Genomic DNA, 18,739 nt, shown 5'->3' with positions numbered 1-18,739 from the left:
AAATTGACAATGGGCGGTTCCGCCGGAATTCCGCGGAACCGCCCATTGTCATATCGGGAACCGACAAGGCCCGCTACTGGAGTTCGGAGAGCTCCTTCATGTCGCCCTTGAGGTGCTCGTAGACGGACTTGTACACGGCGAAGTACCTGCTGTAACGCCTGTGGCCTTCGACCGAGGGTTTGACGGGCTTGTCGAGCACCTGCCACCGCTTGGTCTGCTCGTAGGTGAGCAGACCGGTGCCGATGCCGGCGAGCATCACGTCGCCCATGTTCGCCTCGACGTCCTCCTTCGGGCAGACGACCGGGTAGCCGGTCACGTCGGCGAAGATCTGGCGCCACAGCTTCGACTTGGTCACGCCGCCGGCCAGCAGGATGTAGTCGCCCAGATCGTCGGATGTGGCCTCCATGGCGTCACGCAGCGAGTAGGCCACGGCCTCGAGGAACGCGCGGTAGAGATGCGCCTTGGTGTGCGCCAGCGACAGGCCCACGATGGTGCCCTTGGCGTCGGAATCCCAGATGGGGCTGCGCTCGCCCATGAAGTACGGCAGCACGACGAGCCCCTCGCTGCCGGCCGGCACCTTTTCGGCGGCCTCGTTGAGCTGGTCGTACACGCTCACGCCGGTGCGGTCCTGCTCCTCCTTCTCCCACTGGCACAGGGTGTCGCGGAACCATTTGACGATGGCGCCTGCCGTGGCGCCGCCGGCGAAGTTGTAGGAGAGCCTCCTGGCGTCGTACAGGTACGGCCACACGATCAGGCCCTTGCCCTTGACCGGCTTGTCGGAGATCAGCGCCGCGCACATCGAGGTGCCGATGGCCGCCGCGTACACGCCGGGCTCGAACACGCCGAGGCCGATGTTGGCGGCGCCGCAGTCGATGCCGGAGGCGATGACCGGCATGCCGGGTTCGAGCCCGAGTTCGGCGGCGATGTCCTCCTTGAGGCCGCCGACGATGTCGGTCGATTCGACGATGCGCTGCGGCATCATCGAGGCCGGAATGCCCATGTCGTCGAGCAGCTCCTTCGACCAGGTGCGCGTGTTCATGTCGAAGATGCCGCCGATGTTGCCGGCCGAGGAGTAGTCGATGGCCACTTCGCCGGTCATTTTGTAGATCACGTAGTCGTTCGGAGGCAGGAACAGCCTGGTCTTCGCCCAGTTCTCCGGCTCGTGGTTCTTCATCCACAGGATCTTCGTGTAGCCGTAGTACGGGTCGGCGCCGTTCTGGGTGATGCGCAGCAGCTTCTCCTCGCCGATGTTGTCGAGCACCCACTGCGTCTCCTCGTTGGCGCGACGGTCCATCCAGATCATGCAGGGGCGGACGGGCTCCATGTTCTCGTCGAGCGGGATGCCGGAGCCTCCGTAAAGGCCGGAGATGGCGATGCCCTTGATGTCGGAGGCGGCGACGCCGGACTTGGCCACGGTGTTCCTGATGGAGTCGACGGCGCCGCGGTACCACACGTCGGGCCACTGTTCGGCCCACAGGGGCTTGGGGGTGAGCACGTCGTATTCCTGCAGGTCCTGGGCGATGAGCTCGCCTTCGGTGTTCATAAGGACGGTCTTGGTGCCGGAGGTGCCGATGTCGGTGCCGAGAAGATACTTCATTGTGTCCTCGATTGTCTCGTAGGGTTGGAAATCGAAATTGTCGCGATGTCTTTATGCCGTTGGCGACGCATCGCGTACCTTGTAGGGGCGCGCCTGCGCCGTTGCAAAAAGAAATCATCCTGAACGGGGTCATGACGGCCGGTGCCGGGAATCGGATGTGGTGTGGGAATGATCCCCGGCCTTGGCCCATGTCCTTCGTTCAGGATGACGGGATGGGACTGCGCAGGCCGCCCGCCCCGTCATATCGAACACGCTGAGAGACAGGATCCATTCGATATGACGGGCGCTGCGGCAGAGCGTCAGGCCACGGATCAGAAGGCGGTGAAGGCGCCGTCGACCACGAAGTCGGAGCCGGTGGTGAACGTGGAGGTGTCGCCGGCGAGGTAGACGCAGATGGACTGCAGCTCCTCGGGCTTGCCGAGGCGTCCCATCGGGGCCATGGCGTTCCACTGGGCGATGAGCGGCTTGAGGGATTCGGAGCTCAGGGTCAGGTCGGTGCCGATGTAGCCCGGGGAGATGCAGTTGACGCGAACGCCGCGCTTGGCCCATTCGATGGCCAGCGACTTGGTCAGCTGGATGACGCCGGCCTTGGAGGCGTTGTAGGAGCACTGCGGCTGCGGCACGTTGACGATGTGCGCGCTCATCGACGCGGTGTTGATGATGGAGCCGTGGCCCTGCCTGAGCATGACCTTGCCGGCGGCCTGGGCGGTGAGGAAGATGCCGGTGAGGTTGATGTTGATGACCTTGGCCCACTGCGCGGGGGTCATCTCCTCGGCGGGGATGTTCATGCAGATGCCGGCGTTGTTGAAGGCGACGTCGAGGCCTCCGAACTCGTCGACCACCTTGGCGACCATGGCGTCGACCTGTTCGGGCTCGGTCACGTCGCACTTGATGGCGAACGACCTGCCCTCGTGCGCGGCGTCGAGCTCGGCCGCGGTCTTCGTGGCCTCGTCGATGTCCACATCGACGATCGCCACGTTGGCGCCCGCCTCCATGAAGGCCGTGGCCACGGACTTGCCGATGCCTCGCGCACCGCCGGTGACGTAGATGTTCTTGCCGTCCAGCCGCATCTTCTCGATGATACCCATGGTTACTCCTTTGTATTTGTGGTTGTTGGTTGGGTTGGTTGATTGGGTTGATTGGTTACATTTGCCGTTCGGGGTCTCCCCCGTCATGACCGACTCGCATCGGTCAGGCTTGTTTGGTCAGGCTTGCCTCGGCCTCGCGCACCTCGGCGATGTCGCCGGTGATGGATTCGACCTCGGCGATGCGCTCCTCCTCGCTCAGGCGACGTCCCTTGATGTCGAAGCCGGGCTGCTTGGGGCGGATGAAGAACGTCAGGACGAACGCGAAGGCGTACAGGATCGCGTAGGCCCAGCACACTCCGCCGAAGCCGGCGATCGGCATGACGATTGTGGCGATCAGCGGGCCGGCGAACGTGGTGAGTCCGGCGGCGAGGTTGTAGGCGGAGAGCGCCGCACCCTGCTCGCCGGGGGCGAGCGTGGTCACCACCGCCGTCAGCGGCACGAATGCGCAGGTGCCGACGCCGACGAGGAAGAAGCCGATCCACATGAGCGGTGCGTTGGCGCCGAAGAACTGCGGCACGTAGTAGACGAACAGGGTGGAGACGGTGAGCAGCAGGCAGCCGAACCAGCGCACGGGCATCATCCAGCCGAAGCGGTCGCCGAACCAGCCCCAGAACACGTTGGCGAACAGGGTGACGACGAACACGAAGCCCCAGAAGCGCATCCACGTCTCGGTGGGGAACCAGCCGCCACCGCCGTTGTTCTTCGTGGAGAGGTACAGCGGCATGATGACCGGGAAGCCGTAGAGCACGAGGTTGTTGATGACGCGCACGATGGCGGCGAAGGCGACCTGGCGGTTCTTCACCAGGATGGTCGCGCCCTTGGTGAGTTCCCGGATCTGCTCGGCGCGGTCGAGCCCTTCGGAGGCCCTGCCCTTGGTGTTCGGCACCAGCAGGATGCACATGATCGTGCCGACGATGGCGAACGGCATGGCGCACCAGAAGGTCTTGTACTCGCCGAGCACGGGGATGATGTAGCTGGGCAGGTAGGCGCCGAACACGCCGATGCCCATGGAGAAGGAGGTCCAGAACCATCCCATGGCGCTGGAGAGCTTCGCCGGATCGACCGTCTCGGCCATGAGCACGACGAACGAGTAGATGAACAGCGGGTATCCGACGCCTCGCACCGCGTAGACCGCCAGGATGAACGGGTAGCTTCCCGAGGGAAGCGCCACGCCGAGGAAGACGATCTGTATGACGATCCACCATGTGGCGCCGATCAGCATGAGCCGTTTGGCGCCGAACATCTCGGCGAGCACGCCGCTGGTCCATGCGGCGGCCGCGGCGAACAGGCCGTACAGGGTGATCAGCAGAGACGCCTGCGTGGCCGCGAATCCGTGGTCGACCATGTACTTCGAGAGGAACGTCAGCTCGAAGCCGTCGCCCGTCATGAACACCGCGATGGCGAGGAACCCGCCGATCAGTCTGCGCGTGCTGTTTGATAGCTTGCTCATCCCCGCTCCTTGTCCAATGTCGAGGACGCCGCAGTCATTGGGAACGTCATCGTCCACCTCCTTGAAAACCATGCCGTGCACCGATGCACCGCGTTTGTCGTACGCCGGGCAGGACGTTTGCGTCCGAATCGGCGAAATCACTGCGCTTCACTTTAGTTGACCACTTTTCATTAAGTGGTTGATTAAAGAATACGCACGACACCCCGCTTTGTCAATCCACTTTTATTAAAGTGGTCCTTATAATTGTAAAAGGCTTGAAAAACATACGTTTTGAAGAAACCCGGCAACCGCTCACACCGCGTGTCGCACACTACACTAAAGAACATCATGCAAGGAGGTTCGACGGCATGGAAATCGCAACGACCACAGCAATCAAGGAGCAGAAGCGCCGTCTCGTACTCGGATACATCTATCGCCATCGCCACGCCTCACGGCAGGACCTCGCCCAGGCCCTGCCGATCAGCCCACCCACCATCACGCAGAACCTCAACGACCTGGAGGATTCCGGACTCATCAAACGGTCGGGCTTTCTCGACTCCAACGGCGGCCGCCGCGCGCAGATCTACTCGTTCGACCAGACCGCCCGCATCGCCATCGGCGTGGAGATCCTCGGCTCATCCGTCGCCCTGCAGGCATACGACCTCTATGGCGAGCGCCTTGCAGGCCGAACCCATATGATCGACTACGACAACGGCGACGAATACTACGAGGCCGTCGCCGGTCACGTCAACGATTTCATCGAGGCAATCGCCGCGAAACTCAGCGTGGACGAATCATCCATTCTCGGCGTCGCGTTCGCCGTGCAGGGCATCGTCTCGCCGGACGGCAGCCACCTGACCTTCGGCATGATCCTCGGCAACACGGGTCTGACGCTCAGCCGCCTGAGCGAACGCATCCCCCACCCCTGCCGGCTCATCCACGACTCGCATGCCTCGGCCATCGCCGAGCTCTGGCTCGATGACGCCATAGCCAACGCCACCTGCATCTACCTCGATGAGCATGTGGGCTGCGCGGTGATCTCCGACGGACAGATCAACGAGGGCGAGAACCTGCGCAACGGCACCTGCGAACACATGACCCTCGCCATCGACGGGCCGGAATGCTATTGCGGGCAGCGCGGCTGCATGGATGTCTACACGTCGCGGGCGGCATTGCTCGACGATTCGGGATGCGACAGCCTCGCCGAATTCTTCAGCCGCGCGCACGACGGCGACGACGACTGCGCACGGCGGCTCGACAGGTACCTGACGTACCTGGCCCACGCCATCAAGAACGCGCGAACGGTGCTCAGCAACGACGTCATCATCGGCGGTCGCATCGCCTACCTGATGTCGGACGACGATTTCGCCGCGCTGCGAAAGAAGACCGACGCCATCGCCTCGTTCCCCGACGACCGGTTCGCCATCATCCGCAGCGTATGCTCCCAAGGCCAGAACATCCTTGGCGCGGCATTGTCATATATCAAGCCGTTCCTCGACGAGGAGATCGACACCCGCGCACGACGCTAGGACCCATAAACGATAAAAACCGAAATATGGTAAATCCGGTCATGGAGGCCCGACAAACGACCTCTGCATGACCGGATTTACCAAATAACCGAAGAATGAGTCGGATCAGTGGGTGGCGATCTCGTCGACCTTGGTGACGTGGCCGCCGAACTGGGCGCGCATGGCGGTGACGACACGCAGCACGTCGTCCGCACCGCCGCGCGACGCCTGGCGGGCGTAGAGCGCGGCGCCGGTGGCGGGCGTCGGCACGCCAAGCTCGAGCGCCGCCTCGACCATCCACTTGGCCTCGCCGGATTCGTTGGCGACGGCCGGCACGTCACGCAGTTCGGGATCGTCCTTGGTGGCGTTCTCGAACAGATCGAGCAGCCAGGATGCGACGACCGAACCCTCGCGCCACGAGACCATGGTCTTGGCGGCGTCGTCGATGTATTCGCTGCGCATCATGGTGGCGAAGCCTTCGCCGAACGCCTGCATCATGCCGTATTCGATGCCGTTGTGCACCATTTTGGCGAAGTGGCCGCCGCCGACTGGGCCGGCCAGCACCAGACCGTATTCGCCTTCCGGCTTGAGGGTCTCCAGCAGGGGCCTGACGTGGTCGAAGGTCTCCTGCTCGCCGCCGAGCATGAGCGCGTAGCCGCGTTCGGCGCCCCACACGCCGCCGGAGACGCCGCAGTCGAGGAATTTGATATCCTTTTCAGCCAGTGATGCGGCGTGGGCACGGTCCTCGGTGTACTTGGAGTTGCCGCCGTCGATGACGATGTCGCCCGGCTCGAGCAGTTCCCTGAGCCCGTCGATGGTCGATTCGGTGGGCTTGCCGGCCGGCACCATTACCCATACGACGCGAGGGGCGTCAAGCGCGGCGACGAGCGATTCGAGGCTGTCGACGTCGCGGGCGGAGTCGGGGTCCATGTCGAAGCCGACGACCTCGTGACCGCCGTCGCGAAGGCGCTTGACCATGTTGCCGCCCATGCGGCCGAGTCCGATCATTCCGATCTGCATGATGTGCTCTTTTCTTGTGTGGTGCGGATGGTGAGGAAATGAAGATATGAGGCGCGAAAGGCTCCGGACATCCGAAGGATCCGCAGAGAAACGATTATGGGCGAGGAACGATGCGAGAGCATGGATGAAAACGACGCAGGCAAGAAGGACACCCACGCAACATCTGGACGGCACCCGGACGCCCGAACGACGTCCGCGCCGCATATGAATGACGCCGGCTCCCCTCCCCCGTGAGGGGAGCCATGCGCGACGATTATGCGGCCAGGGCGCGCTCCTCGGCGGCGGCGTGCGCCTTGACGGCCTCGATGGCGCGGGCGACCATCTCGTCGACGCTGCCTTCGATGGAGACCTTGATGCCCGGCTCGTCATCCTCGAGCGGTTCGAGATCGGCGAACTGGCTGGGCAGCAGCGACGGCGGCATGTAGTGCCCTTTGCGGGCGGCCATGCGCTTGCCGATGACCTCCTCGCTGCCGACCATGTGCACGAAGAACACGGGGATGTCGCGGCGCAGCACGTCGCGGTAGGCGCGCTTGAGCGCCGAACAGGAGACGACGGTGGAGTTGCCTTCGGCGGACTGGTCGCGCATCCACTTGTTGATGGTGTCGAGCCAGGGCCAGCGGTCCTCGTCGGTCAGCGGGATGCCGGCGCGCATCTTGTCGACGCTGGCCTTGGGATGGAACTCGTCGCCTTCGGCGTAGACATAGCCCAACTGGTCCCGAACGGCCTCCGCGATGGTGGTCTTGCCGCATCCGGCGACGCCCATAACCACGACGTGCACTGTCATCGTCTGCTCCTTTGCTCGGCGGCCGCGTTGCGGCCACGATATGACTGCGATTTGATGGGATTATTATAATCAGATTTCGTAATCTTTGTCAATTTAAAAAGAGTACTTTTAAAAATTATCGTGATGCCCATTAGTTGGATTGGCATTCTTTTCGTTGATTGGTAATCTTTTTATTATGACTGATACGCCGAAATCCAACGATGGGAAAACCAACGATGCCAAGCTGATGCATCTGCCCATCGCGGACCAGCTGGCCACCGACATCATCGACGGACCATGGCCCGTGGGTACAAGCACGACGCTCGAGGACATCCAGCGTCGGTTCGGCGTCTCAAGGACGGTGGCGCGCGAGGCCGCGCGATACCTGGAGGCCACCGGCGCCGTGACCATCCGGCGCCGTGTGGGGCTGGTCGCGCAGAGCCCCGAGACGTGGGCCGCGTTGAACCCGCAGGTGATTCACTGGAAGCTGCATTCGAACCAGCGCAAGCAGGAGCTGCTGTCGCTCACCGAGCTGCGTCTCGCCGTGGAGCCGGCCGCCGCCGCATGCGCCACGCACCGCGCATCGTTGGAGACGCGGGCGAAGATGCCGGTGCTGGCGTTGGAGATGCGCAGGCACGGCGAGGCCGGCGACCTCGACCCGTTCCACGAGCTCGACATCGAGTTCCATTCGACGCTGCTGCGCAACAGCGGCAACGAGCTGTTCGCCTCGCTTGCCCCGATCGTGGAGACCATCCTGCGCGGGCGCGTGGAGATCAACATGTATCCGAGCCGGCCGTCCGCCAGCGCACTCGACGCGCACGACGAGGTGGCCGACGCCGTGTGGAAGGGCGACGCCGAACGCGCCCGCAAGGCCATGCACGACATCGTCGACGAGGTCAGCACGGTCATCGCCGCCAGATAGCCCCTCCCCCACGCGCCTCATCGCGCACCCCGCACGGCCATGTCCGAAGGCACGGCAAAAAACGCCGAAATCCGCGATCCATGGTGCCTTCGGGACGTTTCTGACGAGTAAAACGTCCCTTTCGCACCGCGAATCGCGGATTTCGGCTGTTGCGGCCCGTATGTCACGGGCCGATGGGGGATGTTCCCGGTCTTACTTCACCAGGTAGCCGCCGTCGACGGGGATGACGGTGCCGTTGACGTAGTCGCTGGCGGAGGAGGCGAGGAACAGGACCGGTCCCTTGAGGTCCTCGGGCAGGCCCCAGCGGTTGGCCGGGATGCGGACCGTGCACTCGTCCTTGCGCTCCTGGGTCATGTTGGCGCACATCTCGGTGTCCATGTAGCCGGGGGCGATGGCGTTCACGCAGATGTTGTAGCGGGCGCAGTCCACGGCGAGGCTCTTGGTGAGCTGGCTGACGGCGCCCTTGGAGGCGGTGTAGGCCGGGACGGTGGTGCCGCCGAACCAGGTGACCATGGAGCCGATGTTGATGATCTTGCCGCCGGTGGGCTGGTCCTTCATGATGGCGACGGCCTTCTGGCACATGAACCACACGTGGTTGAGGTTGATGTCGATGACGAGCTTCCACTCGTCCTCCGGGAACTCCCACGGCTGGTGGCGGCGCTGGATGCCGGCGGCCGGGATGAGCACGTCGAGACGGCCGTCGAGGATCTCCATGGCCTCGTCGAACATGCGGTCGATGTCGGCCTTCTTGGAGAGGTCGCCGACGACGGCGTAGGCGTCGTAGCCCTGGGCGCGGTACTCCTCGACGACCTTCTCCAGCTTGTCCTTCTGGACGTCCATGACGACGACCTTGGCGCCGTTCTCCAGCAGGCCCTCGGCCATGCCGCGGGAGAGGCCCTGGGCGCCGCCCGTCACGATGCAGTTCTTGCCGGCGACGTTGAACTTGTCCTGGTAGTTGAAAGCCATCATTGGCTCCTTTCAATTGTTCCTATTGGATAGGTGTTGTTTGGTTTCGGTTGGTTTGCTTGGTGGATATTAAGTTATGGGTCTGTGTTTTATGGATCCGTGATGGACGGTCCGGCGGGCGCCGGCCGGTCACGGGGTGACGAGGGCGCCGTCGCGGCGGCGGGTCTGCGTCCACGTGGTCACCGTGTTCTCGCACGGGTACTTGGCGGCCTCGGCCTCGTCGAGGTCGACGCCCAGGCCCGGCTTGTCGTTGGCGTAGACGTAGCCGTCCTTGTACTCGGGCAGTCCGGGGAACACGTCGAGCAGTGCGCCGTGCGGTCCCTTGAGCTCCTGGATCACGAAGTTCGGCGGCTCGATGCCCGACCATTCCTGCACGCCGAAGTTCTGCGCGGCCAGGTCGATGTGGATGTTCGCCGCGTGGGCCAGCGGCGACATGTCGCCCGGGCCGTGCCATGCGGTGCGCACACCGAACTGCTCGGCGAAGATCTGCAGCTTGCGGGCGGCGGTGATGCCGCCGATCTGGCTGATGTGCACGCGGATGAAGTCGATGAGGTGCTCGGTGATGAGCGTCTTCCATTCGGCCGAGTTGTTGAACAGCTCGCCCTGTGCGATCGGGATGCTGGTCTGCTGGCGCAGGCGGCGCAGCCAGTCGGTCTGCTCGATCGGCACCGGGTCCTCGAGGAAGAACAGCTCGTAGGGTTCGAGAGCCTTGGCGAGCTGCAGGGCCTCGACCGGGGCGATGCGCTCATGCACGTCGTGCACGAGGTTCATGTCGTAGCCGATGCGGTCACGGATGCCGGCGAACAGCTCGACCGTGTCGTGGATGTACTTCTTGGAGTCGAGGTAGACGCCTGGGTGGGCTCCTTCGGGGGCGGTGGCCGGGGTGTTGCCGTAGTCCTCGCCGCCGTAGCCGCCGCACTGGCAGCGGATGGTGGTGATGCCCATCTCCTGGAACTGCTGGATGTTGTCGCACAGCTCCTCGAGGTCACGGCCGTCGGCGTGGCGATAGACGGGGATGCCTTCGCGGACCTTGCCGCCGAAGAGCTGGTAGACCGGCATGCCGGCCATCTTGCCCTTGATGTCCCACAGCGCCATGTCGACGCCGGAGATCGCGTTGTTGGAGATCGGTCCGTTGCGCCAGTAGGCGTTCTGGTGCATGAGCTGCCAGATCTCCTCGATGTTCTCCACATCGCGGCCGCGCAGCAGCGGGTCGAGGTACTCCTCCACCACGGTCTTCACCGCGAGGTGGCGGTAGGCGTAGGTGGCGCAGCCCAGACCGTAGAGGCCCGGCTGGTTGGTCTCCACGCGGACGACGACGAGGTTGATGCCTTCGGGCGCCGTGCAGATGACGCGCACCTTGTCGATGGTGACTGTCATGTCGTTCTCCTTGGATTTGGATGGTCGTACGGTTCGGATGATTGTTGCGGTTGTGTTTGATTGTTGCGGTCGGGGTCGCGGCCTGGCCCCGCGACCCCGGATTGCACGTCGGTTACATCGCGTCTTCTCGGGTGGTGAGGTCACGGCCGGCGACTTCCGGCATGACCACCGCTGCGAGGAAGGTGAGCACGAGGCAGACCGCCATGATGGCCGCGATCGCGATCCACGATCCGCCGAACGCCGTGACCAGCGCGGCTGCGGTCAGCGGGCCGAAGCCGCCGGCGATGAGGTTCGGGATCTCCTTGGAGAGGGCGAGCTGCTCGTAGCGGTGTGCGGAGCCGAAGCACTCGGCCATGGTCAGGTTCTCCAGCGAGGCGAGCGAGAGCACGGCGAGGTTGTGCAGCACGATGTAGCCGATGAAGAACAGCAGGTCGGGGTTCGAGAAGTGCGGGACGAGTCCGGAGGAGGTCTGCTCCATGGTGGTCTGCGTGCCGAGGTTGTTGACCATGAGCAGGAAGCAGGGCACCAGCAGGAACACATCGATGATGGTGACGACCATGTACATGCGCTTGCGTCCGAAGACATCGCCGAGCCAGCCGATCAGCGGCACGGTGGCGAATCCGACGAGCGAGGAATACACGACGACGCTGGAGGCGACGGACTTGGAGACGAGCAGGTTGGCGGTCATGAAGGTGATGAGGTAGGTCTGCACCATGGCGGAGGTGCCGCACTGGCCGAAGCGCAGGATGCAGGCGACGATGAACGCCTTGAGGGAGCGCGGGGTCTTGGCGATCTCGGCGGCGGCCTTCTTCTCGGCCTCCTTGCGGGCCTTCTCGGCCTCGGCGTCGGCGGTCTTGTTCAGCGGCTTGTCGTACTCGGCGATGGTCTCCTCCACCGAGGCCTCATAGACCGGGGTCTCCTTGAGGTGCATTCGGATGAAGACGGCGGCGCCCATCACGATGACGGAACCGAGGAACGGGATGCGCCAGCCCCAATCGACCACGGCGTCGTTGCCGAGCCATGCCAGCAGCACGGCCCAGATGGCGCCGGCCAGCAGGGTGCCGGAGTTGGTGCCAAGCGCGGTGAAGGCGGAGACGATGCCGCGATGCTTCTTCGGGGCGTATTCGGCGAGGAGCACGGAGGAGCCGGCGATCTCGGCGCCGGCGCCGAAGCCCTGGGCCAGTCGGAGAACCACCAGCAGCGCCGGGGCGAGGAGTCCCACCTGGTCGAATGTCGGCAGCGCGCCGATCAGCGTGGTGGCGCAGCCCATGATGGCGATGGTGATGAACAGCACCTTGGTGCGGCCGATGCGGTCGCCGAGGCGACCGAAGTACCAGGCGCCGATCGGGCGGGCCACATAGCCCACGCCGTACACGGCCATGGCCGACATGATGGCCACGGCGGCGGAGCCGTGTCCGAAGAAGATGTCCTTGAAGACGAGTGCGGCGGCCAGCGAGTACAGCTGGAAGTCCATGAACTCGAGCGCGGTGCCGAGCCAGCCGGAGACGGCGGCCTTGATGAGATCGGCGGTGGTGCGTTCGGCCAGGGTGGGATCGGATTTCTCGGCCGCGGGTTCGACGTTGACCGCGGTCATTTCGGCGGCGACCTCGGTCGTTCCGTCGATGGTCATAGCAGACGACATGGTTTGCTTCACCTCATATATATATACGTAATCGGTTATCGGCACGGGCGGCATTGTCCGCGCCGCAGTATCGGAATCGTTTTGTCCGTATCGTTCGTATTTCGGGGAATCGTGTGATGTCGGGGCCTTTCGGCGTCGAGAGGCCCCGACATGATGTATGGCCTCTATGCGGCTCAGAATTCGACGAGCACCTTGGAGGACTGCGAGGAGTCCCTGGCGACGGCGAATGCGTCGGCGACCTTGTCGACCGGGTAGACCTGCGTGATGACCTCCTTGAGCGCCGGGGTGTCGGCGAGGATCTGCAGCGCCTGGTCGATCTCGTCGTAGAAGCGGAAGCTGCCGATGTAGGTGATCTCCTTGCCGTTGATGGCGGAGAGGTTCAGCGGCACGTCGCGGTCGAGCAGCATGCCGACCTGGACGATGGTGGCGCCGGGGGCGGCGGCCTTGAACGCGGCGCTGATGGCGGGGGCGGCGCCGGCGCATTCGAACACCAGATCGTAGGTGTTGGCGGGCAGCGACTCCTGCGCAACGTTGAAGACGCCCTGCGCACCGACCTTCTTGGCGACCGCAAGCGGGGCGTCGAGCACGTCGGAGACGTCCACGCGGGCGGCGCCGAGCGAGACGAGCGCGCCGGCGGCGAGCAGGCCGATGGGGCCGGCGCCGGAGACGAGCACCTTCTTGCCGCGCACATCGCCGGCGAGGCGGATGGCGTGCAGGCCGACGCTGAGCGGTTCGGCGAGTGCGGCCATGTCGAGGGAGAGACCCTCGGGGAGCACGCGGAGCTGGTCGGGACGGACGACCATCTTCTCGGTCATGCCGCCGTGGGTGTGGGGGAAGTACTGTGCGGAGCCGAAGTAGGAGCCGTTCGGCCAGATCTCGGGCTTGTCCTCGATGCCGGGGAGCTTGTCGCCGAAGGTGGCGGGATGGACGGCGACCGGGGTGCCGGCCGGGACGTTCTTGCCGTCGATGACGGCGTCCTCGTCGAGCACGGCGCTGATCTCGTGGCCCGGGGTGAGCGGCTCGCGGATAACGGACAGGCCACAGGAGCCATCGGCCAGGTAATGCAGATCGGAACCGCAGATGCCGATGAACTTCGGACGAATGACCACGTGCGTATCGTCGGCGACGGGTTCGGGGGCTTCGATGACCTCGAGCTGGCCCTTGCCGGGAATCTTGACTACCTTCACAGCATCCTCCTTGATTGCATGTGTTGTGCTGTTAGATGTAACGATACACTAAGTTTTTATAACCAAAGTATTTTTCGCATGTTTTCAACGTTTTATCGGCGTGTTGCGATTAGTTTATCGTTTCAGTAAAATGAAATCGCAACGATGTGAGCGGACACATGCCGCAGCCCGGAAAAACCATCTTGGTCGAAGGCGGCGGTAGAATTCCCTTCATTCCCCCTATCACCCACAGGATCGAAGAAACCATGGCCAGACGCAAAACCATCACCATCAAGGAGGTCGCACGCATGGCGGGGGTCTCCGTCACCACCGTGTCCAATTACCTCAACGGACAGATGGCCCGCATGAGCGCCGACACCCGCGAGAAGGTGGGCAAGGTCATCGAGGACCTGCACTACCAGCCGTCGTCGGCCGCGCAGAGCATGCGATCGAACTCCACGAAGATCATCGGCGTCATCGTCGGCGACATCTCCAACATCTTCTCCTCGATGCTGTTCGGCGGCATCCAGAAGGTCATCAAGCCGAGGAACTACAGCCTGATGCTGCTCAGCACCGGCAACGACCCGGCCGACGAGAACCTGTGCATCAACAAGCTCATACGCCAGAACGTCGACGGCCTGATCATCCAGCCCACGCAGGACGACCCGGAGGCCTTCTACCCCATCGTCAACGCGCATACGCCGCTGGTCATCGTCGACGGCATCGTCAAGGCGACGCCGAAGAACGCCGCGCACGTCATATCCGACAACACACCGTCGAGCAAGGCCATGTGCCGGGAGCTGCACGAACGCGGATACCGCCGCATCGTCACCGTGAGCGAAACCACGGCGCCGACGTCGTCGCAGCTGCCCAGGCTCGAGGCGGTCCGGCACTGCACGGCGAAGCTGGGCATGGAGCATGTCATGCTGGACGTCCGCGGCCATGATGACGCATGGCTCGCGGAACGGCTGCGCGAGAACGCCGGTCCGGACGCCCCGCGCACGGCCGTGTTCCCGCTGATGGGACCGCTGCTGTTCCGCACACTCACCGCATTGCAGGCGGCCGGCCTCGAATTCCCCGGGGACCTCGGCCTCGTCAGCTTCGACGACTGGAACTGGGGACGGTTCATCGGCGGCGGCGTCGACCTGCTTCAGCGAGACATCGACGAGATCGGCCGCCTCGCCGGCGAAAGCATCCTGCAGATCATCGAGCAGGGCCACCCGGAGCAGACGGAGATCAGTGTGCCGACCCGTCGCATCGCCGGGCACTCGCTGTAAGCCGGACACTCGCCGTAAGCTCCGCGGGGTCGCATGGCAATCGTCATGCGACCCCGCGAACGTCTTCAAACAACGGTCCCGCATATACGCCGATGCCGGTTCGCGCCCTCCGGGGAGGGAACGAACCGGCATCGTGCAATCAAGGGATTTCAGGGGTAGGTCTTATATCACATCGCATCCTCTCGGACGGTCAGGTCGCGGCCGGCGACCTCGGTCATCACGACGCTGGCGCCGAAGGTGACCGCGGTGTAGAAGAACATCAGCACGGCGAGGGCGACCCAGGAGCCGAACACGGTGACCAGCGCGGCGGCGATCAGCGGGCCGAAGCCGGCGGTGATCAGGTTCGGGATCTCCTTGGAGAGGGCCAGCTGCTCGTAGCGGTGGGCCGAGCCGAAGCACTCCGCCATGGTCAGGTTCTCCAGGGAGGCCAGGGCCATGACCGTGAGGTTGTGCAGCACGATGTAGCCGATGAAGAACAGCAGGTCGGGGTTCGAGAAGTGCGGGACCAGACCGGTGGAGGTCTGCTCCATGACCGTGTCGGTGCCGCGGTTGTTCAGCATCATCAGGAAGCACGGCACGATGATGAAGAAGTCGATGACGGTGACCACGGTGTACATGCGCTTGCGGCCGAACTTGTCGCCGAGCCAGCCGATCAGCGGCACGGTGGCGAATGCGACGAGCGAGGAGTACACGACGATGTTCGAGGCGACGGTCTTGGAGACGAGCAGGTTGGCGGTGAGGAAGGTGATGAGGTAGGTCTGCACCATGCCGGAGTTGCCGGACTGGCCGAAGCGCAGGGCGGAGGCCACGAGGAAGGCCTTCCAGGAGCGCTTGGTCTTGGCGAGCTCGGCGATGGCCTCCTTGCGGGCCTCGGCGGCGGCCTCCTTCTTGGCCTTCTCGGCCTCGCGGTCGAGCGGCTTGTCGTACTCCTCGATGATCTCGTCCACGGAGGCCTCGAAGACCGGGGTCTCCTTGAGGTGGATTCGGATGAAGACGGCCACGCCCATCACGATGACGGAGCCGAGGAACGGGATGCGCCAGCCCCAATCGACGACCGCGTCGTTGCCGAGCCAGCCGAGCAGGATGGCCCACACCAGACCGGCGAACAGGGTGCCGGAGTTGGTGCCGAGGGCGGTCAGCGAGGCGATGATGCCGCGCTGCTTGGTCGGTGCGTACTCGGCGAGGAGCACGGAGGAGCCGGCGATCTCGGCGCCGGCGCCGAAGCCCTGCACGAGTCGCAGGATCACCAGCAGTGCCGGGGCGAGGAGGCCGACCTGGTCGTAGGTGGGCAGCGCGCCGATCAGCGTGGTGGCCACACCCATGATGGCGATGGTGATGAACAGCACCTTGGTGCGGCCGATGCGGTCGCCGAGGCGGCCGAAGTACCAGGCGCCGATCGGGCGGGCGATGTAGCCCACGCCGTATACGGCCATTGCCGACATGATGGCCACGGCCTGCGAGCCGTGTCCGAAGAAGATGTCCTTGAACACCAGAGCCGCCGCCAGCGAGTAGAGCTGGAAGTCCATGAACTCGAGCGCGGTGCCGAGCCAGCCGGAGACGGCGGCCTTGACCAGGTCGCCCATCGTGCGCTTGACCAGCGAGGGGTCGCCGCCTCCATTGGCGGCAGTCGAAACTTCAGCAGAAGACATAGGAAACTTCACCTTTCCAACAGGGTTCTCTCTTGGTTGCATAGGGAGGGTTCCTCCCCTCCCATTCCCCGTAAGGCACGCATGCCATGGCATGCCCTCCGGCAGGTCCGCACAGGTAAGGGGAAGGAAACCAGTGCGGCACCCGTATGTTCACCGTCGCGTCTTCGTCGCCGCGACCGGTGGACGGGAGAGCGGCCGAAACCGCAGGCCCTCTCCCGATTCCCGCGCCGGGTCCATCCCGACGCAAGTCTTGTTCGGCGGACCGGCCGCAGCCGGCCCGCGTCGTCATCGCCCGACGACTAGCGCAGCAGGTAGCCGCCGTCGACCGGCAGCATCACGCCGGTGACGTAGTCGGAAGCCTCGCTGGCCAGGAACACCATCGGGCCCATGAGCTGCTCGGGCACGCCCCACTCGCCGGAGGGGATGTGCTCGCGGATTTCGGGACCGCGGACCGGGTCCTGCTGCAGGGAGCGGGTCATGTCGGTGATGATGTAGCCGGGGGCCAGGCCGTTGACCTGGATGTTGTACGGAGCAAGGGCGTCGGCGTAGGCGCGGGTGAGGCCGAGCACGCCGTGCTTGCTGGCCGCGTACGGGAAGATGCGCTTGCCGGCGCGGTAGGACTGCATGGAGCCGATGTTGATGATCTTGCCGTGCTTCTGCTTGGCCATCACCTTGGCGGCGGCGTGCGAGAGCATGTACAGGCCGTTGAGGTTCACGTCGATGACCTTGTACCAGTCCTCGTCCTTGAAGTCGAGCACGTCGTTGCGGATCTGGATGCCGGCGTTGTTCACGAGGATGTCGAGGTGGCCGAACTTCTCGATGACGGCGTCGACGATGGTGTCGGCGGCGCCGGGCTTGGTGATGTCCTGCTTGATGAAGCCGATCTGACGGCCGTTGGCCTCGACGATCTCGCGGATCTCGTCCCAGCCCTCCTCGTTCTCGGCGGCGACGAAGATGTCGGCGCCGTACATGGACAGCGCGATGGAGTAGTTGCGGCCGAGTCCTCGGGCGCCGCCGGTGATGAGGGCGACCTTGCCTTCGAGGTTGTAGCTGTTGCGATCGAACTTGGGCATGGTTTCTCCTTAGAAACGTGTCTTCGGAATCGCAGTCGGTCTTCCATGATCGACGCGAAATCAGATGATGATTGCGGCGATCGCCGTGATACAGGCGATCGGCCGGGGTTGATGATTATCGGGAGGGAGGCCGGGAGACCGCGCTTTTGGCGCGTCCCCCGGCGGAGACGTCACATGGCGATGAGCACCTTGGCGGACTTGGACGCGTCGGCCGCGGTGGCGAACGCCTCGCGGTAGTCATCGACGTCGAAGACCTGGGTGATGACCTCTTCGAGGTTCGGGTTCTTCGCCAGCACCTCGACGGCGTCGCGGATCTCCTGGAAGAAGCGGAAGCTGCCGATGTAGGTGATCTCCTTGCCGTTGATGGCGGAGATGTTGAGGCTGGCGTCGCGGTTGACCATCATGCCGACCTGGATGATGGTGGCGCCGGGGGCGGCGGCCTTGAAGGACGCGCTGATGGCCGGGGCGGCGCCGGAGCATTCGAGGATGAGGTCGTACTCGTTGTCGGGCAGGGACTCCTGCGCCACGTTGAAGACCTTGGTCGCGCCGAGCTTCTTCGCCACGGAGAGCGGGTGGTCGAGCACGTCGGAGACGGCGACGCTCGCGGCGCCCTCGGTGAGGGCGGCGCCTGCGGCCAGCAGGCCGATGGGGCCGGCGCCGGAGACGAGGACCTTCTTGCCGCGCACTCCGCCGGCGAGGTTGATGGCGTGCAGGCCCACACCCAGCGGCTCGGCCAGGGCGGCGGCCTTGAGCGAGACGCCTTCCGGCAGGACGATGAGCTGGTCGGGGCGGACGGCCATCTTCTCGGTCATGCCGCCCTGCTCGTGCGGCAGGTACTGGGCGGAGCCGAGGTAGCGGCCGTTCGGCCAGATCTCGGGCTTGTCCTCGATGCCGGGCTGCTTCTCGCCCCACGTGGAGGGGTGGATGGCGACCGGGGTGCCGGCCGGGATGACCTTGCCGTCGACCTCGACGTCCTCATCGGTCACGGCGCTGATCTCGTGGCCGGGGACGATGGGCTCGCGGACGACGGACATGCCGACCTGTCCGTCGGCCAGGTAATGCAGATCGGAACCGCAGATGCCAATGAACTGCGGACGGACGACGACCTTGCCGTCCTGATGCTCGGGTTCGGGGCGTTCAGCCAGGTCAATCAGTCCCTTGCCGCTGATAAGTACCGACTTCACTTCGACATCCTCCTTGATGTTCGATGATTTCATTTCCCAAGGTATATCGTTTCCCTTGTGGGGTTAACGTTACACCTA

The 18,739-nt window shown here is 64.3% G+C and carries 15 protein-coding genes; 3 read left to right on the top strand and 12 right to left on the bottom strand.

What is annotated here, in order from left to right; genetic code table 11:
- Nucleotides 1-73 precede the first annotated feature (73 nt).
- The 3 genes from GFD18_RS00240 to GFD18_RS00230 form a co-directional block, all read right to left on the bottom strand.
- Complete coding sequence (locus tag GFD18_RS00240) at nt 74-1,597, bottom strand: FGGY-family carbohydrate kinase (RefSeq protein WP_100509923.1); 1,524 nt, start codon at nt 1,595-1,597, stop codon at nt 74-76.
- 311 nt (nt 1,598-1,908) lie between these two features.
- Nucleotides 1,909-2,685, bottom strand: coding sequence for an SDR family oxidoreductase (locus GFD18_RS00235; protein WP_100509924.1), 777 nt, complete (start codon nt 2,683-2,685; stop codon nt 1,909-1,911).
- 103 nt (nt 2,686-2,788) lie between these two features.
- Nucleotides 2,789-4,135: an MFS transporter gene (locus tag GFD18_RS00230; protein ID WP_100509925.1), complete on the bottom strand. Its 1,347-nt coding sequence runs from the start codon at nt 4,133-4,135 to the stop codon at nt 2,789-2,791.
- Nucleotides 4,136-4,482: 347 nt separating this feature from the next.
- On the opposite strand from GFD18_RS00230, the gene GFD18_RS00225 reads away from it, so the two are divergent.
- On the top strand, nt 4,483-5,643 hold the full coding sequence (locus GFD18_RS00225) for an ROK family transcriptional regulator (RefSeq protein ID WP_100509926.1): 1,161 nt from the start codon (nt 4,483-4,485) through the stop codon (nt 5,641-5,643).
- A gap of 105 nt (nt 5,644-5,748) precedes the next feature.
- On the opposite strand, the gene gnd is transcribed toward GFD18_RS00225, so the two are convergent.
- Nucleotides 5,749-6,642, bottom strand: coding sequence for a phosphogluconate dehydrogenase (NAD(+)-dependent, decarboxylating) (gnd, locus tag GFD18_RS00220; protein WP_100509927.1), 894 nt, complete (start codon nt 6,640-6,642; stop codon nt 5,749-5,751).
- Between the two features lie 253 nt (nt 6,643-6,895).
- Nucleotides 6,896-7,426 carry a gluconokinase gene (locus GFD18_RS00215; protein WP_100509928.1) on the bottom strand — a complete coding sequence of 177 codons (531 nt, stop codon included), beginning with the start codon at nt 7,424-7,426 and terminating at the stop codon, nt 6,896-6,898.
- Between the two features lie 175 nt (nt 7,427-7,601).
- Between GFD18_RS00215 and GFD18_RS00210 the strand changes: the two genes are divergently transcribed.
- On the top strand, nt 7,602-8,327 hold the full coding sequence (locus GFD18_RS00210) for a FadR/GntR family transcriptional regulator (RefSeq protein WP_100509929.1): 726 nt from the start codon (nt 7,602-7,604) through the stop codon (nt 8,325-8,327).
- Nucleotides 8,328-8,519: 192 nt separating this feature from the next.
- Here GFD18_RS00210 and GFD18_RS00205 read toward each other — a convergent pair whose 3' ends face one another.
- The 4 genes from GFD18_RS00205 to GFD18_RS11305 all read right to left on the bottom strand — a co-directional run bounded on the left by GFD18_RS00205 (nt 8,520) and on the right by GFD18_RS11305 (nt 13,499).
- Nucleotides 8,520-9,296: an SDR family NAD(P)-dependent oxidoreductase gene (locus GFD18_RS00205; protein ID WP_207759977.1), complete on the bottom strand. Its 777-nt coding sequence runs from the start codon at nt 9,294-9,296 to the stop codon at nt 8,520-8,522.
- Between the two features lie 126 nt (nt 9,297-9,422).
- The gene (locus GFD18_RS00200; protein WP_100509931.1) at nt 9,423-10,670 is read right to left on the bottom strand and encodes an enolase C-terminal domain-like protein; all 1,248 of its coding nucleotides are present in this window, start codon (nt 10,668-10,670) and stop codon (nt 9,423-9,425) included.
- A gap of 112 nt (nt 10,671-10,782) precedes the next feature.
- Nucleotides 10,783-12,312, bottom strand: coding sequence for an MFS transporter (locus tag GFD18_RS00195; protein ID WP_225432816.1), 1,530 nt, complete (start codon nt 12,310-12,312; stop codon nt 10,783-10,785).
- 173 nt (nt 12,313-12,485) lie between these two features.
- Nucleotides 12,486-13,499, bottom strand: coding sequence for a zinc-binding dehydrogenase (locus GFD18_RS11305; RefSeq protein ID WP_100509932.1), 1,014 nt, complete (start codon nt 13,497-13,499; stop codon nt 12,486-12,488).
- A 158-nt stretch (nt 13,500-13,657) separates the two neighbouring features.
- Between GFD18_RS11305 and GFD18_RS00185 the strand changes: the two genes are divergently transcribed.
- Nucleotides 13,658-14,755, top strand: a complete 1,098-nt coding sequence (locus GFD18_RS00185; protein ID WP_100509933.1) for a LacI family DNA-binding transcriptional regulator — start codon at nt 13,658-13,660, stop codon at nt 14,753-14,755.
- A gap of 167 nt (nt 14,756-14,922) precedes the next feature.
- On the opposite strand, the gene GFD18_RS00180 is transcribed toward GFD18_RS00185, so the two are convergent.
- The 3 genes from GFD18_RS00180 to GFD18_RS00170 form a co-directional block, all read right to left on the bottom strand.
- Nucleotides 14,923-16,404, bottom strand: coding sequence for an MFS transporter (locus tag GFD18_RS00180; protein ID WP_163200099.1), 1,482 nt, complete (start codon nt 16,402-16,404; stop codon nt 14,923-14,925).
- A gap of 299 nt (nt 16,405-16,703) precedes the next feature.
- Complete coding sequence (locus tag GFD18_RS00175; protein WP_100509935.1) at nt 16,704-17,477, bottom strand: SDR family oxidoreductase; 774 nt, start codon at nt 17,475-17,477, stop codon at nt 16,704-16,706.
- 170 nt (nt 17,478-17,647) lie between these two features.
- A complete protein-coding gene (locus GFD18_RS00170) occupies nt 17,648-18,661 on the bottom strand; it encodes a zinc-binding dehydrogenase (protein ID WP_100510432.1) in 1,014 nt (337 codons plus the stop codon).
- Nucleotides 18,662-18,739 lie beyond the last annotated feature (78 nt).

The sequence above is a fragment of the Bifidobacterium saimiriisciurei genome, assembly GCF_010667655.1.
In the GTDB taxonomy this organism is placed as follows: domain Bacteria; phylum Actinomycetota; class Actinomycetes; order Actinomycetales; family Bifidobacteriaceae; genus Galliscardovia; species Galliscardovia saimiriisciurei.
This window is presented reverse-complemented; position numbering and strand designations above follow the sequence as displayed.

Excerpts from the sequence above, each read along its gene's own strand:
- GFD18_RS00215 (WP_100509928.1), bottom strand. The coding sequence starts at position 7,426 with ATGACAGTGCACGTCGTGGTTATGGGCGTCGCCGGATGCGGCAAGACC.
- GFD18_RS00185 (WP_100509933.1), top strand. The coding sequence starts at position 13,658 with ATGCCGCAGCCCGGAAAAACCATCTTGGTCGAAGGCGGCGGTAGAATT.
- GFD18_RS00195 (WP_225432816.1), bottom strand. The coding sequence starts at position 12,312 with ATGTCGTCTGCTATGACCATCGACGGAACGACCGAGGTCGCCGCCGAA.
- GFD18_RS00180 (WP_163200099.1), bottom strand. The coding sequence starts at position 16,404 with ATGTCTTCTGCTGAAGTTTCGACTGCCGCCAATGGAGGCGGCGACCCC.
- gnd (WP_100509927.1), bottom strand. The coding sequence starts at position 6,642 with ATGCAGATCGGAATGATCGGACTCGGCCGCATGGGCGGCAACATGGTC.
- GFD18_RS00205 (WP_207759977.1), bottom strand. The coding sequence starts at position 9,296 with ATGATGGCTTTCAACTACCAGGACAAGTTCAACGTCGCCGGCAAGAAC.
- GFD18_RS00200 (WP_100509931.1), bottom strand. The coding sequence starts at position 10,670 with ATGACAGTCACCATCGACAAGGTGCGCGTCATCTGCACGGCGCCCGAA.
- GFD18_RS00175 (WP_100509935.1), bottom strand. The coding sequence starts at position 17,477 with ATGCCCAAGTTCGATCGCAACAGCTACAACCTCGAAGGCAAGGTCGCC.
- GFD18_RS00240 (WP_100509923.1), bottom strand. The coding sequence starts at position 1,597 with ATGAAGTATCTTCTCGGCACCGACATCGGCACCTCCGGCACCAAGACC.
- GFD18_RS00225 (WP_100509926.1), top strand. The coding sequence starts at position 4,483 with ATGGAAATCGCAACGACCACAGCAATCAAGGAGCAGAAGCGCCGTCTC.
- GFD18_RS00230 (WP_100509925.1), bottom strand. The coding sequence starts at position 4,135 with ATGAGCAAGCTATCAAACAGCACGCGCAGACTGATCGGCGGGTTCCTC.
- GFD18_RS00235 (WP_100509924.1), bottom strand. The coding sequence starts at position 2,685 with ATGGGTATCATCGAGAAGATGCGGCTGGACGGCAAGAACATCTACGTC.
- GFD18_RS00210 (WP_100509929.1), top strand. The coding sequence starts at position 7,602 with ATGACTGATACGCCGAAATCCAACGATGGGAAAACCAACGATGCCAAG.